This is a genomic window from Streptomyces sp. NPDC044002, from assembly GCF_056434525.1.
The window spans coordinates 69,171-83,895 of the sequence record NZ_JBWKEZ010000034.1 but is presented as its reverse complement, the minus strand read 5'-3'; the positions used below and the strand labels follow the sequence as shown (position 1 = coordinate 83,895).

Annotated in this window: 13 protein-coding genes and 1 riboswitch; of the genes, 7 read left to right on the top strand and 6 right to left on the bottom strand. The window is 70.1% G+C overall.

Translation table 11 applies throughout. The features are described from left to right. Positions 1–171: 171 nt before the first annotated feature. Positions 172–1,458, bottom strand: coding sequence for an extracellular solute-binding protein (locus AC07A6_RS24325; protein ID WP_362465971.1), 1,287 nt, complete (start codon positions 1,456–1,458; stop codon positions 172–174). A 297-nt stretch (positions 1,459–1,755) separates the two neighbouring features. On the opposite strand from AC07A6_RS24325, the gene AC07A6_RS24320 reads away from it, so the two are divergent. The 3 genes from AC07A6_RS24320 to AC07A6_RS24310 all read left to right on the top strand — a co-directional run bounded on the left by AC07A6_RS24320 (position 1,756) and on the right by AC07A6_RS24310 (position 5,075). Next, positions 1,756–2,520 (top strand): GntR family transcriptional regulator, encoded by a 765-nt coding sequence (locus tag AC07A6_RS24320; RefSeq protein WP_362465995.1) that lies wholly within the window; start codon positions 1,756–1,758, stop codon positions 2,518–2,520. A gap of 129 nt (positions 2,521–2,649) precedes the next feature. Then, positions 2,650–4,881 (top strand): carbon starvation CstA family protein, encoded by a 2,232-nt coding sequence (locus tag AC07A6_RS24315; protein ID WP_386274789.1) that lies wholly within the window; start codon positions 2,650–2,652, stop codon positions 4,879–4,881. Beyond that, positions 4,878–5,075, top strand: coding sequence for a YbdD/YjiX family protein (locus AC07A6_RS24310; protein ID WP_007266448.1), 198 nt, complete (start codon positions 4,878–4,880; stop codon positions 5,073–5,075). Before AC07A6_RS24315 ends, AC07A6_RS24310 begins: the two co-directional genes overlap by 4 nt. 54 nt (positions 5,076–5,129) lie before the next feature. On the opposite strand, the gene AC07A6_RS24305 is transcribed toward AC07A6_RS24310, so the two are convergent. After that, positions 5,130–5,714 carry a Uma2 family endonuclease gene (locus AC07A6_RS24305; protein ID WP_478778487.1) on the bottom strand — a complete coding sequence of 195 codons (585 nt, stop codon included), beginning with the start codon at positions 5,712–5,714 and terminating at the stop codon, positions 5,130–5,132. Positions 5,715–5,792: 78 nt separating this feature from the next. On the opposite strand from AC07A6_RS24305, the gene AC07A6_RS24300 reads away from it, so the two are divergent. The 3 genes from AC07A6_RS24300 to AC07A6_RS24290 all read left to right on the top strand — a co-directional run bounded on the left by AC07A6_RS24300 (position 5,793) and on the right by AC07A6_RS24290 (position 9,999). Further along, positions 5,793–6,287 (top strand): GNAT family N-acetyltransferase, encoded by a 495-nt coding sequence (locus tag AC07A6_RS24300; RefSeq protein WP_478778486.1) that lies wholly within the window; start codon positions 5,793–5,795, stop codon positions 6,285–6,287. Positions 6,288–6,351: 64 nt separating this feature from the next. Then, positions 6,352–6,428: riboswitch (adenosylcobalamin-variant (AdoCbl-variant) riboswitch) on the top strand. Between the two features lie 158 nt (positions 6,429–6,586). Continuing rightward, positions 6,587–8,983 (top strand): ribonucleoside-diphosphate reductase subunit alpha, encoded by a 2,397-nt coding sequence (locus AC07A6_RS24295; protein WP_362465959.1) that lies wholly within the window; start codon positions 6,587–6,589, stop codon positions 8,981–8,983. Then, a complete protein-coding gene (locus AC07A6_RS24290; RefSeq protein ID WP_185911138.1) occupies positions 8,983–9,999 on the top strand; it encodes a ribonucleotide-diphosphate reductase subunit beta in 1,017 nt (338 codons plus the stop codon). Before AC07A6_RS24295 ends, AC07A6_RS24290 begins: the two co-directional genes overlap by 1 nt. Before the next feature lie 66 nt (positions 10,000–10,065). Here AC07A6_RS24290 and AC07A6_RS24285 read toward each other — a convergent pair whose 3' ends face one another. Both AC07A6_RS24285 and AC07A6_RS24280 read right to left on the bottom strand, forming a co-directional pair. After that, positions 10,066–11,484 (bottom strand): recombinase family protein, encoded by a 1,419-nt coding sequence (locus AC07A6_RS24285; protein ID WP_478778485.1) that lies wholly within the window; start codon positions 11,482–11,484, stop codon positions 10,066–10,068. Between the two features lie 38 nt (positions 11,485–11,522). Beyond that, the gene (locus AC07A6_RS24280) at positions 11,523–11,729 is read right to left on the bottom strand and encodes a hypothetical protein (protein ID WP_478778484.1); all 207 of its coding nucleotides are present in this window, start codon (positions 11,727–11,729) and stop codon (positions 11,523–11,525) included. Positions 11,730–11,810: 81 nt separating this feature from the next. On the opposite strand from AC07A6_RS24280, the gene AC07A6_RS24275 reads away from it, so the two are divergent. Beyond that, entirely contained in the window at positions 11,811–12,779 is a 969-nt protein-coding gene (locus AC07A6_RS24275) for a helix-turn-helix domain-containing protein (RefSeq protein WP_478778483.1), read from the top strand. A 198-nt stretch (positions 12,780–12,977) separates the two neighbouring features. Here AC07A6_RS24275 and def read toward each other — a convergent pair whose 3' ends face one another. Then, entirely contained in the window at positions 12,978–13,613 is a 636-nt protein-coding gene (gene def / locus AC07A6_RS24270; protein WP_478778482.1) for a peptide deformylase, read from the bottom strand. 58 nt (positions 13,614–13,671) lie between these two features. Further along, entirely contained in the window at positions 13,672–14,667 is a 996-nt protein-coding gene (locus AC07A6_RS24265) for a tetratricopeptide repeat protein (RefSeq protein ID WP_362465943.1), read from the bottom strand. Positions 14,668–14,725: the final 58 nt, after the last annotated feature.

Genomic DNA, 14,725 nt, shown 5'->3' with positions numbered 1-14,725 from the left:
CGGGGGGGGGGGGGGGGGGGGGGGGGGGGGGGGGGGGGGGGTGGGTTGGGGGGGGGGGGGGGGGGGAGGGGGGGGGGGGGGGGGGGGGGTGCCTCTTCCCCCCCCCCCCCCCCCACCCCCCGGTGCGTTCACACTGCTGGGCTGTGCGGGTACTGCTGGGTGGGGCTGTTGTTACTTGTTGATGCGGTTCGCGATTTCCTTGTCCGCTTCCGCGCCCGCCTTGGCGGCGTCCTCACCCTTCAGGACCTTGGTCATGAACTCCTTGATCGGGTTCGGCTCGGTCTCGACGTTCGCCCAGCCGGCGGTCACCGGGGTGATCTTGCCGTTGGCGCCGGCCTTGGCCATGGCCTCGGCGAAGGAGCCGGCGGCCGGGGCGAAGTTCGCGCCGGTCTGGTTCGGCAGCAGCGCGCCCTTGACCTCGGCGGCGTACTTGGTCATCTGGTCCTTGCCGGTGGCGAGGGCCAGCCACTCCTTGGCGAGCTCCTTGTTCTTGGAGCGCTCGGCCACGGCGAGGTTCGAGCCGCCGAGGAAGACGGTGCCGGACTTGTCGGCCGCCTTGCCCGGGATCGGGAAGTAGCCGAAGTCGGCCTCCTTGCCCGCGTCCTTCAGGGCCTTCTCGGCACCGCCGGCCTCCCAGCCGAGACCGATCCAGGAGGAGACGCCGCCCTTGGGGATGATGTCGGTGGACTGCTGCGGGGTGGCCTCGTCCTTGTCCTTCGGGGCGGTGGAGAAGGACTGGAGCTTCTTGTAGAAGTCCATCGCGGAGGCGGCCTGCGGGGTGGCCAGCTGGCCCTTCCACTTGCCGCCGTCCTTGACCGCGAGCTCGCCGCCCTCGTCCCAGATGAAGCCGGCGAGGATGTACCAGCTCTGGCCGGGCAGGTAGATCGGCTGGGCGGACGGGTCGGACGCCTTCAGCTTCTCCAGGCCGGCGATCCACTCGTCGCGGGTCTTGGGCGGGGTGACGCCGGCCTTCGCGTAGGCCTTCTTGTCGTAGACGACGACGCGGTTGGCGGCGTACCAGGGGGCGGAGTAGAGCTTGCCCTCGACCTCGGCGGAGGCGAGCATGCTCTTCTGCCAGGCGTCGGCACCGAGCTTGGCCTTGTCCTTGGTCAGGTCGGCGAGGCCGCCGGTGACCGCGTAGCCGGCGGTCTGGGTGTTGCCGAGCTCAAGGACGTCCGGCGGGGTGTTCTCGGAGAGGGCGGTGGTGATCTTCTCCTGGATGCCCGTCCACTTCTGCTCCTCGACCTTGACCGTGACACCGGGGTGCTTGGCCGAGAACTCCTTGTTGACCTGCTCGATCCAGGCCTTGGGAGCGGAACCGTCCATGACCCAGACGGTGATCTCCTTGGCGCCACCCGACGCGTCGGACTCCGGCTTGTCGTCGCCGCCGTTGCCGCACGCCGCGACACCGACCATCATGCCCACGACACCGACCGCCGCAATGAGCTTGCGCTTCACGCCACCCTCCTCAGGGATGCTGCTGCTTTGCACCTTCCCTCGCCCGCCGCGGTGACGTACGTACCAAGTACTGCCGTGGGGCCGGGATCTGATCCACATTGGTTTAGACCAGTACCGGGAGCTTGGCCTAGACCTTTAGGGGTGTCAAGGGTCTAATGAGCGGGTGCTCGGTCCGTTATCGGACCGACACCTGGGGGAGGGGAGGAGGCCTGCCCTCCCGCCCGTGTCACCATGTGACCGCACATATCGGAGGAGCCGGTGACGGCAGCGAAACTGGAGTCGGGAAGGCGGGCGGCGATGGCCACCGAAGGGGCGACCACGGAGCCGGAAGGCGGGGCAGCCACTCGCACGGCGCGTGTGCCCAAGTACTACCGACTCAAGCGGCACTTGCTCGACATGACCGAAACACTCCCCCCCGGCACCCCCGTGCCGCCCGAGCGTACTCTCGCGGCCGAGTTCGACACCTCCCGGACCACCGTCCGGCAGGCCCTGCAGGAGCTCGTCGTCGAGGGCCGGCTGGAGCGCATCCAGGGCAAGGGCACCTTCGTCGCCAAGCCCAAGGTCTCGCAGCCGCTGCAACTCTCCTCCTACACCGAGGACATGCGCGCCCAGGGCCTGGAGCCCACCTCACAGCTCCTGGACATCGGGTACGTCACCGCCGACGACACCCTCGCGGGCCTGCTGAAGATCGCCACGGGCGGGCGGGTCCTGCGCATCGAGCGGCTGCGCCTGGCCAGCGGCGAACCGATGGCCATCGAGACCACCCACCTCTCGGCCAAGCGCTTCCCGGCGCTGCGCCGGTCCCTCGTCAAGTACACCTCGCTCTACACCGCCCTCGCCGAGGTGTACGACGTCCGGCTGGCGGAGGCCGAGGAGACCATCGAGACCTCCCTGGCCACCCCGCGCGAGGCCGGACTGCTCGGCACCGACGTGGGCCTGCCGATGCTGATGCTCTCCCGGCACTCCCTGGACGCCGACGGGGAACCAGTCGAATGGGTGCGATCGGTATATCGCGGCGACCGTTACAAATTCGTGGCCCGCCTCCAGCGACCCGCCACGTGATCAGCTGTTGACTGCCCACGGCCCTCGGTAGACGCTCGTACCGCTATGCGGACGGGGGCTTACTTTCACCGGTCAAGCCCCCGTAGATTCCGTGCGTTTACGCAAATGATCAACGAGGGGACGAGGATCATGCCGGAACCGGGAGCAACAGGGACAGAAGCGGCGGGTCAAGGCGGCAGTCCGGGCTCTCCCTCTTCTTCGGGGAAGGCCTCCCCGCAGTCGATCGCCGTCTGGGTGGGCGTGGCCCTCGTCGGGGCCCTCGGCTGGGGCGTGCTCGCACTGTCCCGGGGCGAGGAGATCTCGGCCGCCTGGCTGCTCGCCGCCGCGCTGGGCTCGTACGCCATCGGCTACCGCTTCTACTCCCGCTTCATCGCCACCCGCGTCCTGCGGCTCGACAAGACGCGGGCCACCCCCGCCGAACGCCTCGACAACGGTGTCGACTTCCACCCCACCGACCGGCGCGTGCTCTTCGGCCACCACTTCGCCGCCGTCGCCGGCGCCGGCCCCCTGGTCGGCCCGGTGCTGGCCGCACAGATGGGCTACCTGCCGGGCACCATCTGGATCGTCGCGGGCGTCATCTTCGCCGGCGCCGTCCAGGACATGGTGACCCTGTTCTTCTCCACCCGGCGCGACGGCCGCTCCCTCGGCCAGATGGCCCGGGACGAGATCGGCCCCGTCGGCGGCGCCGCCGCCCTCGTCGCCGTGTTCGTCATCATGGTCATCCTGCTGGCGGTGCTCGCACTGGTCATCGTCAACGCGCTGGCGCACTCCCCCTGGGGTGTCTTCTCCATCGGCATGACCATCCCCATCGCCCTCTTCATGGGCGTGTACCTGCGCGTCCTGCGGCCGGGCCGGGTCACCGAGGTCTCCGTCATAGGCGTCGCGCTGCTGCTCCTCGCCATCGTCGCCGGCGGCTGGGTCGCCGACTCCTCCTGGGCGAGCACCTTCACCCTGGAGAAGGAGACGCTGGTCATCTGGATGGTCGTGTACGGCTTCATCGCCTCGGTGCTGCCGGTGTGGCTGCTGCTCGCGCCCCGCGACTACCTGTCCACCTTCATGAAGGTCGGCACCATCGCCCTGATGGCGGCCGGCGTCGTCATCGCGATGCCGACGCTGAAGATGCCCTCGGTCACCGACTTCGCCACGCGCGGCGACGGCCCGGTCTTCGCCGGGTCGATGTTCCCCTTCGTCTTCATCACCATCGCCTGCGGCGCCCTGTCCGGCTTCCACTCGCTGGTCGCCTCGGGCACCACCCCGAAGATGATCCAGAAGGAGACCCAGGTCCGGGTCATCGGCTACGGCGCCATGCTCACCGAGTCGTTCGTCGCCGTCATGGCGGTGATCGCGGCGAGCATCATCGAGCCCGGCCTCTTCTTCGCGGTGAACTCCCCCGGCGGCGTCATCGGCGCCACCGTCCAGACCGCCTCGAAGGCCGTCACCGACTTCGGCTTCGCCATCACCCCGGAGGCCCTCGCGCAGGCCGCGAAGGACGTCGAGGAGGCCAGCCTGCTGTCCCGTACGGGCGGCGCGCCGACCTTCGCACTCGGGATGTCGGAGATCTTCTCCTCGGTCATCGGCGGCGCCGGGATGAAGGCCTTCTGGTACCACTTCGCCATCATGTTCGAGGCCCTGTTCATCCTGACCACCGTCGACGCCGGCACCCGCGTCGGCCGGTTCATGCTCCAGGACACCCTCGGCAACGTGCACAAGTCCTTCAAGGACGTCAGCTGGAAGCCGGGCGTGTGGCTCGCCAGCGCCGTCGTCGTCGGCGGCTGGGGCTACTTCCTGTGGGTCGGCGTCAAGGACCCGCTGGGCGGCATCAACCAGCTCTTCCCGCTGTTCGGCATCGCGAACCAGCTGCTCGCGGCGGTCGCCCTGGCCGTCTGCACCACGCTGCTGGTCAAGTCCGGGCGGCTCAAGTGGGCCTGGGTCACGGGCGTCCCGCTGGCCTGGGACGTGGCGGTCACCCTCACCGCGAGCTACCAGAAGATCTTCTCCGACGACGTGAAGGTCGGCTTCTTCGCGCAGCGCGACAAGTACCAGACCGGCATCGACGCCGGGAAGGTGCTGCCGCCCGCCAAGAACATGGACGACATGCACACCGTGGTCACCAACGCCACGGTCGACGGGGTCCTGTCGGCGCTGTTCGCGGTGCTGATCGTCATCGTGCTGGTGGACGCGGCCCGGGTCTGCCTCAAGGCCGTCCGCAGCCCGGAGTCGGTCCGCCTCTCCGAGGTGCCGTGGACCGAGTCGAAGATCATCGCCCCGGCCGGGCTCATCGCCACCGCCGAGGAGAAGGCCGAGCTCGCGGCCGCCGGCCTCGACGGGAGCGGGGGCAAGGCCAAGGAGCCCGTCGCGTGAGCGGGGTGCGCGGGGCGCTAGCGAAGGCCCGGTTCTACGTACGGGAGTTCTCCGGCGAGGCCGCGTACGACCGCTACGTGGCGCACGCCCGCTCGCACGACCCGGACGCCGAGGTCCTGACCCGGCGCGCCTTCGAACGGGCCCGCACCGACGCCCGCGAGGCGGACCCCCGCGAGGGCTTCCGCTGCTGCTGAGGAACCAGAAGGGCCCCGCCGGACCGTCCGACGGGGCCCTTCACATGCGCCGGGTCAGCGCGCCCAGTCCTTGAGGACTTCGGTCTGGAGAGTGATGCCGACGGGCTCGGGGAGGGCGATCTCCGTGCCGTACGGCACGATGTGGATGCTCTTGTACTCACGGCCGACGGGCTGGCTGTAGACGGAGACCTCGCACTTGGCCCGATCGATCAGCAGGTACACGGGAATGCCCGTCTCCGCATAGGCGCGGGGCTTCTCGACGTGGTCCCGCCGACGGGTGTCGGAGTCCCACGAGGTCACCTCGACGGCCATGAGGATCGGCTCGGGTTCGACCCAGTCGCCCTGGCCGACGAACGCGTCCTCGTGCGCCAGGACCCCGTCCGGAATGGCACGGCCCTGTCGGTACGGTTCCACCTTGATCCCCTGCCCCGGATGCAGGAACAACTCGGGCCGGGACTGCATGCAGATCTTCAACAGCCACTGGATGATCCGCCCGTGGTCCCCGTCCGGCATGGCCTTGCTCCTGATGACCCCGTCGATGAATTCCAGCCGTGTCCCCACCCGCTCCCGGGCGGCTATCCGCGCGACGGCTTCGAAGTCCTCAGTCAGCATGTGGGGCCGGTCTGTCATCACGGTCATGCCTCGCTCACCTTCCATCGACGGTGCTCCTTCGACGATAGCGCCGACCACCGACACCCGTCCGGCACACTCGGCGGCATGGACTTCGAGATCAGAACGGCGCGGGCCGACGAGTACGGGCGGCTCGGGGCGATCACCGGAGCGGCCTACAGCGGGGACGGGCTGCTGGACCTGAACGAGGACGACACCTACCTGAACGTCCTGCGCGACGTCGCCGGACGGGCCGGCGACGGGGAGGTGCTCGTCGCCGTGGAGGACGGCCGGGTGCTCGGCGGCGTGACGTTCGCCGCACCCGGCAGCCGGCTCGCGGACGTGGCCGGACCGCAGGAGGCCGAATTCCGGATGCTCGCCGTGGCCCCCGAGGCGCGCGGCAAGGGCGTCGGGGAGGCCCTCGTACGCGCCTGCACCGAACGGGCCCGCGCCCAGGGCCTCAGAGCCCTCGTGCTGTCCACCCAGCCGGCCATGCTGGGCGCCCGGCGGATCTACGAGCGGCTGGGCTTCGTACGCACTCCGGAGCTCGACTGGTCGCCCATCCCGGCCCTGAAACTGCTGACCTACCGTCTGGAGCTGTAGCCGGGCCGACACAACATGTGGTGGGTCGCGCACGGGCGGCCCCCCACATGTATGCTCATCCTCGCTGTCGCCGCAGGGGAATCCGGTGCGAATCCGGAACTGTCCCGCAACGGTATGAAAAGTCCGAGGACCTGCCGACAGTGCGCCCGGATCGACCGAACCGGGTGCCGACCACGTCCGGGCCTCGCGGTTGGGCCGGTGGACGCCATGCGGTGTGTACGCGATCCCGTCGCGCCCGCATGCGCCTCCCCGCGCCCCGATCCGCCGATGACCGGGCCGAGCGAGGGAGAGCTCCCGCCGTGACCATCGCGCCTTCCGCACCGCGCGCCGAGTCCGTTTCTGGCGACACCACCGAAGGCCCGGGGGCCGCGCTGCTGCGTACTCTCACCGAGCTGACCGCCGACCTCCCCGACACCGACCCCGGCCGGGTCGCCGCCGCCGCCCTGCGCGGCCGCAGCGCCTCCGCCGACGAGGCCGAGCTGCGCGGGCTGGCCACCGAGGCCGCGGCGGGCCTGATCTCCGAGGACCCCGCCTACTCCCGGCTCGCCGCCCGCCTGCTGACGCTGGCCGTCGCCGACGAGGCCGCCGGCCAGGGCTCGACCTCCTTCGCCGAGTCCGTCGCCGTCGGCCACCGCGAGGGCCTGATCGCCGACCGCACCGCCGAGTTCGTCGCCGCCCACGCCGCCCGCCTGGACGCCCTGGTCGAGCACGCGCTCGCCGAGGGCGCGGACGACCGCTTCGGCTTCTTCGGCCTGCGCACCCTGCACAGCCGCTACCTGCTGCGCCACCCGATCACCCGCCAGGTGATCGAGACCCCGCAGTACTTCATGCTGCGCGTCGCCTGCGGCCTCGCCGAGGACGAGTCCGTCCAGGCCGTCGAGGAAGTCGCCTCGCTGTACACCCTGATGAGCCGCCTGGACTACCTGCCGTCCTCCCCCACGCTCTTCAACTCCGGCACCCGCCACCCGCAGATGTCCTCCTGCTACCTGCTGGACTCCCCGCTGGACGAGCTGGACTCGATCTACGACCGCTACCACCAGGTGGCGCGCCTGTCGAAGCACGCCGGCGGCATCGGCCTGTCGTACTCCCGCATCCGCGCCCGCGGTTCGCTGATCCGCGGCACCAACGGCCACTCCAACGGCATCGTGCCGTTCCTGAAGACCCTCGACGCCTCCGTCGCCGCCGTGAACCAGGGCGGCCGCCGCAAGGGCGCCGCCGCCGTCTACCTGGAGACCTGGCACGCGGACATCGAGGAGTTCCTGGAGCTCCGCGACAACACCGGCGAGGACCAGCGCCGCACGCACAACCTCAACCTCGCCCACTGGATCCCGGACGAGTTCATGCGCCGCGTGAACGCCGACGCCGACTGGTCGCTGTTCTCCCCGGCCGACGTCCCCGAGCTGGTCGACCTCTACGGCGACGAGTTCGACGCCGCCTACGTCAAGGCGGAGGCGGCCGGCCTCGCCAAGAAGACCATGCCGGCGCGCGACCTCTACGGCCGCATGATGCGCACCCTCGCGCAGACCGGCCAGGGCTGGATGACCTTCAAGGACGCCTCCAACCGGACCGCGAACCAGACCGCGCTGCCCGGCACCGTCGTCCACTCCTCCAACCTCTGCACCGAGATCATCGAGGTCACCAACGACGGCGAGACGGCCGTCTGCAACCTCGGCTCGGTCAACCTCGGCGCGTTCGTCGCCGACGGGGACATGGACTGGGCCCGCCTGGACGAGACCGTCCGCACCGCGGTGACCTTCCTCGACCGCGTCGTGGACATCAACTTCTACCCGACCGAGCAGGCCGGCCGCTCCAACGCCAAGTGGCGTCCGGTGGGCCTGGGCGCGATGGGCCTCCAGGACGTCTTCTTCAAGCTGCGCCTGCCCTTCGACTCGGCCGAGGCGAAGGCCCTGTCCACGAAGATCTCCGAGCGCATCATGCTGGCCGCGTACGAGGCCTCCTGCGACCTCGCCGAGCGCTCCGGCCCGCTCCCGGCCTGGGCCGAGACCCGCACCGCGCAGGGCGTCCTGCACCCGGACCACTACGAGACCGAGCGCCACTGGCCCGAGCGCTGGGAGGCCCTGCGCGCCCGCATCGCGCAGACCGGCATGCGCAACTCCCTGCTGCTGGCCATCGCCCCGACGGCGACGATCGCCTCGATCGCGGGCGTGTACGAGTGCATCGAGCCGCAGGTCTCCAACCTCTTCAAGCGCGAGACCCTCAGCGGCGAGTTCCTCCAGGTCAACGGCTACCTGGTGGAGGACCTCAAGCAGCTCGGCGTGTGGGACGCGCAGACCCGCGAGGCGCTGCGCGACTCCTCCGGCTCCGTCCAGGGCTTCGGCTGGATCCCGGCCGAGATCCGCGAGCTGTACCGCACGGCGTGGGAGATCCCGCAGCGCGGCCTGATCGACATGGCGGCGGCCCGTACGCCGTACCTGGACCAGAGCCAGTCGCTGAACCTGTTCCTGGAGACGCCCACCATCGGCAAGCTCAGCTCGATGTACGCGTACGCCTGGAAGCAGGGCCTGAAGACCACGTACTACCTGCGCTCGCGCCCGGCGACGAAGATCGCCCGCGCCGCCTCCGGCGCGGCCGCCGTCCCGGCCGCGGCCACCCCGGCCCAGCTGCCCCAGGCCCTCGACGCCGAGGCGCTGGCCTGCTCCCTTGAGAACCCCGAGTCCTGCGAGGCCTGCCAGTAATGAGCTCCACCGAGAAGAAGAACCTCCTCGACCCGGGCTTCGAGCTCACGCTCCGCCCGATGCGCTACCCGGACTTCTACGAGCGCTACCGGGACGCGATCAAGAACACCTGGACGGTGGAGGAGGTCGACCTCCACTCCGACGTCGCGGACCTCGCGAAGCTGACGCCAGCCGAGCAGCACATGATCGGCCGTCTGGTCGCGTTCTTCGCGACGGGCGACTCGATCGTGGCGAACAACCTGGTCCTGACGCTGTACAAGCACATCAACTCCCCGGAGGCGCGCCTGTACCTGTCGCGCCAGCTGTTCGAGGAGGCCGTGCACGTCCAGTTCTACCTGACGCTGCTGGACACCTACCTGCCCGACCCGGACGACCGCGCGGCGGCCTTCGACGCGGTGGAGAACATCCCGTCGATCCGCGAGAAGGCGCAGTTCTGCTTCAAGTGGATGGACTCGGTCGAGAAGATCGACCAGCTGGAGACGGCCGCCGACCGCCGCCGCTTCCTGCTGAACCTGATCTGCTTCGCCGCGTGCATCGAGGGCCTGTTCTTCTACGGCGCCTTCGCGTACGTGTACTGGTTCCGCTCGCGCGGCCTGCTGCACGGCCTGGCGACCGGCACCAACTGGGTGTTCCGGGACGAAAGCGCCCACATGAGCTTCGCCTTCGAGGTTATCGACACCGTCCGCAAGGAGGAGCCGGAGCTCTTCGACGACGCGCTCCAGCAGCAGGTCACCGACATGCTGAAGGAGGCCGTCGAGGCGGAGCTGCAGTTCGGCCGCGACCTGTGCGGTGACGGCCTGCCGGGCATGAACACCGACTCGATGCGCGAGTACCTGGAGTGCGTCGCCGACCAGCGCCTGGTGCGCCTCGGCTTCCCGCCGGTGTACGGCTCGCAGAACCCGTTCTCCTTCATGGAGCTGCAGGGCGTCCAGGAGCTGACGAACTTCTTCGAGCGCCGCCCGTCGGCCTACCAGGTCGCCGTGGAGGGCACGGTCGACCTGGACGAGGACTTCTAAGTCCGGGCCGCGAAAATTCCCGCCGCCCCCTTCCGGATCTTCAGATCCGGAAGGGGGCGGCGCTGATCAGTGGGGATCGCCCACGGTGGTAGTCGACTTCGGGATCACCTCGATGAGCCCTGGATCGAATGGAGCGTTTCGAGGACGCCCCTTCGGGATGGGGCGCACCACGATCTCGTCGATCAGTGAGGCGATCACCTCCCGTTTGGTCTTCACGTCCAGCGCTTGCCACCGTTCGAGTGTGAGATCCATGCGCTCTCGCACGATTGCTTCAACATGCTGGTCGAGCATGTCCGCGCGACGCCCCACCTTGCGGCACCCGGACGACGAACAGCGGTATGAGGCGTGTCGATTCGTCCCGTGCGCAGGATGTCCGCCCATCTTGGTGCCGCATACGGCGTTCGCGCCGGCGTAGCCGCACCGCAGGAATCCGGATAGCAGGTATTTGCGTGACGAATCGGAATCGGCGGCCCGCCCTGACCGGCCAGGAGCCGGAGCACTTCCACGGGACCGCGACGCACGCCCGTCCTTGTAGCCCCTCCGTTCTCCGTCCGGCGAATACCAACGGTCGCAACGGCTGACCAGAGTCGACCACTCCTCGGCAGAGGCGACCGGCTGCCACTCGCCGACAACCGGTTCGCCCGTAGCCGCATTCCGTACGAGAACACCGTCGAGAACCCGGTAGCCGCAGATCGCGGGGTTCGTCAGCATCGCCTGAACAGTGGGAATCGTCCATTTCCCACCGCGTACCGTCGGTACGTTCTCAGCCGTCAACCAGTCGGCGATCGACATCCACGTCGCACCGGCGAGCGCCCTCTCGACCGCCTCCCTCAGATAGAGCGACTCGAATGCGTCGAGGATGGTGTTGGTGGGCCGGCACTCCGACGCGTCCGGCCCGAGCCAGCCGAACCTGCGCTGCCCGCCCGACTGCCGCCCTTCACCGGCTCGATCCCTGATGGAGCGGCGCCGCCTCTGCCCCATGCGCTCCACCTCCACCTGTCCGCGCGGCTTGACGCCCTTCTCCAGGCTTTGCAACGTCATTGGAATGTCCACGAGTTCTGCCGTGTCCACCAAGTAGAGACAGCCGCCCTGCATGGCGGAGAGGGCCCTGAGCAAACAGGTGTAGTCGGCTGCCGTACGAGCCAAGCGCTCTTCCTCCACCGCGATCACACCGCCGATCGGAAATCCCTCTCGCGTCCTGCCCAGCAACAGGTCCCGGACCATACGTTCGAAAGCCGGACGGGGCACCTCCGGATCGGCCGCCGAGACGCCGTCGTCGGTGTACAGACAGACCACCGCCCAGCCGAGCCGCTCCGCTTCGGCCGCGTTGTTGAGATGCTGCCTGCCGACAGCACCTGGTCGGGATCGGCTGATACGAGCGTACGAAGCGACGGGCACACGGTCACCCAGCCATTGGGCGAAGCCGATGCCTTCGGCCAGCCCACTGACGAGATCTGGGCTGAGCTCCCAGCTGGACGTCGACATATCCCCCCGATTCAGCGCAGCGAACGCTTGTCCTCAACTCATCTGAACGAGAGCCGCACGATCGCGTTACGGGTGGCCACCTTCAGCGACCGGCGGTTGTGCGGATCCGGCGCCACCAGGCGCTCGCGGGCCGCGGCGGCGAGCTCGCGGTCGGTGCGGCGGTCGTGGAGGGCGCCGTACTGGGCGGGGGCGAGGAGGAGGGCGGCGACGGCGAGGACGGTGAGGTAGTCGAGGAACGTGTTCATGACTCAAAGATCGCTCCGTCCGCGAAAACCGGACAGTGGCAGGACTGTCATGGAAGAGCGAATTACTGCCACACTGGGTCCATGCTGACCAACGTGGCGGTGGCCCTCGTCGACGGAGTGGCGCCCTTCGAGTTCGGGATCTTCTGCGAAGTCTTCGGGATCGACCGGAGCGAGCAGGGGCTGCCCGTGTACGACTTCGCGGTGTGTGCGGCCGAGGACGGGCCGCTGGCCATGGCGGACGTCGGCTTCGCCATCGCGCCCGCCCACGGCCTGGAGCGGCTGGAGGAGGCGGACCTCATCTGCCTGCCCGCCGACCGCCAGGCCCCGGTACGGGACTACCCCGAGCCGTTCCTCGACGCCCTGCGCCGGGCCGTGGACCGGGGGGCGCGGGTGCTCAGCGTGTGCAGCGGCGCCTTCGTGCTCGGCGCGGCCGGGCTGCTGGACGGGCGGCGCTGCACCACGCACTGGATGCACGCGGCGGCGCTGGCCCGCCGCTATCCGGCCGCCCGGGTCGACCCGGACGTGCTCTACGTCGACGAGGGGCCGGTGATCACCTCCGCCGGCACCGCCTCGGGCATCGACGCCTGCCTGCACGTGGTCCGCCAGGAACACGGCGCCGAGGTGGCCAACACCATCGCCCGGCGGATGGTCGTACCGCCCCACCGCGACGGCGGCCAGGCCCAGTTCATCCAGCGGCCGCTCCCCCGCACCTCCTGCGACACGGTCGGCGAGGTGATCGGCTGGATGGCCCGGCACCTGGACGAGGAGATCACCGTCGAGCGGCTGGCGGAGCGGGCCCACATGTCGCCGCGGACCTTCGCCCGCCGCTTCCTCCAGGAGACGGGGACCACCCCCTACCAGTGGGTGCTGCGCCAGCGGGTGCTGCTGGCGCAGGAGTTGCTGGAGGCCACCGACGACACGGTGGACGCCATCGCCGGCCGCAGCGGCTTCGGCACCGCGGCCGCCCTGCGCCACCACTTCCTGCGGACCCTCGGCACCACCCCCAACGCCTTCCGCCGCGCCTTCCGCGGCCCCCGCGCGGTGGCCTGACCGGAGCCCAACGGCCGGTAATCGACGGTGACTTGACATTCGGCGACGGCAGGTCTGGCCGCGCTCCGGCAGCGGTGATGTCATCCGGGTGCGCCGACCGCGCCCCGCACCGCGCGCGCCGGCCACTCCCCCCACAGACGAAGGCCCCGCTCCGGTTCCGGAGCGGGGCCTTCGTACGCGTGCGGGGCGCGGGCGGGATCAGTCGTTCGGGACGATCTCGTAGCGCGGGTCGTTCTCCGCCATCTGGCGCAGCGCGTCCTTGCGGTCGCGCTTGGAGAGGCGGTCGATGTACAGGTAGCCGTACAGGTGGTCCGTCTCGTGCTGGAGGCAGCGCGCGAAGTAGCCGGTGCCGCGGACCTTGATCGGGTTGCCCTGGGCGTCCTGGCCGGTGACCTCGGCGTAGTCCGGGCGGGCCAGCGAGGCGTACGCGGTCGGGACCGACAGGCAGCCCTCGTTGGAGTCGTCCAGCACGCGGTTCGCGGCGGGCAGCTCGACGAGCTTCGGGTTGACCACGACGCCGGTGTGGCGCACGCCGTCGTCGTCCGGGCAGTCGTAGACGAAGACCTTGGCGTCCACGCCGATCTGGTTGGCGGCCAGGCCCACGCCCTCGGCGGTCTTCTGGCTGGCGAACATGTCGTCGATCAGCCGGGCCAGGTCGTCGCCGAACTCGGTGACGTCCTTGCACTCGCGGTGCAGCACCGGGTTGCCGACGACCGTGATCGGGCGGGACGTGCCGCGCTCGCGGTAGGCCAGCTCGCGCGCCTCACAGTCCTCGGTGTCCACGACGTAGCCCTCGTCGTCGATCGGGGTCACCTGGTTCTCCTGCTGCGCCATGTCCGCCGTACGCCTTCCCTCAAGTCCGTGGTGTGCCCGTACAGCCTACGGCCCAGGGTCAGCAGACTTCCTCCAGATCCCGCCACTCACGGCTGTCGGGGCTGTCGGCGACCCAGCTGTCCAGCAGCCCGCGCACCAGGCCGGCCGGCGCCGCGATGCCGCACTCGCGCTCGGGCACCCACAGGGAGCCGGATCCGGCCGTGCGGTGGCCCAGCGGGCCGGGGTGGCCCGGTTCGCTGTGGTCGTGCGGGTCGAGGTGGTCGCCGTTGCCCTCGCCGCTGGGCATCGCGCTCTCCGAACAGGTCCGGCACAGCAGCCGCACCGAGGAGGACCAGTCCTCGGCGGCGAAGCCTGCGTCCGAGGCCAGCTGCTCCAGGGCGTCGCGGTCGGCCTCGGTGGCCGCCTCCAGCAGCACCACCCAGGTCGGCACCGGCGAGGGCGCCCACAGCTCGATCTCGTCGAAGACCGGGTACGAGGGGCCGGCCGCGGTGATCCGCTCGCCGTTCGGCACCCCGTCGTGCAGGACGACCTCGCCCCAGCGCCGTCCCGAGGAGGGCAGCGGGATGGACAGGACCTCCATCCGGGCTGGATCGAGCCTGCGGCCCCACACGACCTCGGCCTCGCCCTCGGGCGACAGCCGTACGGCCGCACTGCCCAGTTCCATGCCCACCGGCTCGCCCGTGCCGGCCGTGCTGTGCGGGTCCCCGGGCACCTTCAGCCCGTACGCCTGCCAGGCCCGGCGGGCCAGCGGCCAGTCCTGCAGGGCGGTCGCGGCGATGCCCACGTTCCACCAGTCCGGGGCGCCGGTCTCCCGGTCGAGCAGGGCCACGGCGCGCAGTCCGGCGGCCCTGGCCTGCTCCCAGTCGTGCCGGAACTTGTGGAGAAGTGCCAGGTTGAACCAGGACTCGGACAGCCAGGGCTCCAGGTCGGCAGCCCTGGTCAGCAGCGCGCCGGCGTCCTCGTACCGACCGTCGCCGATCAGCGTGAACGCGCGGTCGGTGGCCTGCCGCCACGAGGCGGAGGGCCGATGCCGTACCTTCCCGAAGATCCTCACGATTCCCGCCTGCTTGGGGGCACCCCCAGCGGTGGCTGGGGGACAGGTGCAGCTGTGC

Excerpts from the sequence above, each read along its gene's own strand:
- AC07A6_RS24285 (WP_478778485.1), bottom strand. The coding sequence starts at position 11,484 with ATGTCGACGTCCAGCTGGGAGCTCAGCCCAGATCTCGTCAGTGGGCTG.
- AC07A6_RS24300 (WP_478778486.1), top strand. The coding sequence starts at position 5,793 with ATGGACTTCGAGATCAGAACGGCGCGGGCCGACGAGTACGGGCGGCTC.
- AC07A6_RS24290 (WP_185911138.1), top strand. The coding sequence starts at position 8,983 with ATGAGCTCCACCGAGAAGAAGAACCTCCTCGACCCGGGCTTCGAGCTC.
- def (WP_478778482.1), bottom strand. The coding sequence starts at position 13,613 with ATGGCGCAGCAGGAGAACCAGGTGACCCCGATCGACGACGAGGGCTAC.
- AC07A6_RS24315 (WP_386274789.1), top strand. The coding sequence starts at position 2,650 with ATGCCGGAACCGGGAGCAACAGGGACAGAAGCGGCGGGTCAAGGCGGC.
- AC07A6_RS24280 (WP_478778484.1), bottom strand. The coding sequence starts at position 11,729 with ATGAACACGTTCCTCGACTACCTCACCGTCCTCGCCGTCGCCGCCCTC.
- AC07A6_RS24305 (WP_478778487.1), bottom strand. The coding sequence starts at position 5,714 with ATGACCGTGATGACAGACCGGCCCCACATGCTGACTGAGGACTTCGAA.
- AC07A6_RS24275 (WP_478778483.1), top strand. The coding sequence starts at position 11,811 with ATGCTGACCAACGTGGCGGTGGCCCTCGTCGACGGAGTGGCGCCCTTC.
- AC07A6_RS24320 (WP_362465995.1), top strand. The coding sequence starts at position 1,756 with ATGGCCACCGAAGGGGCGACCACGGAGCCGGAAGGCGGGGCAGCCACT.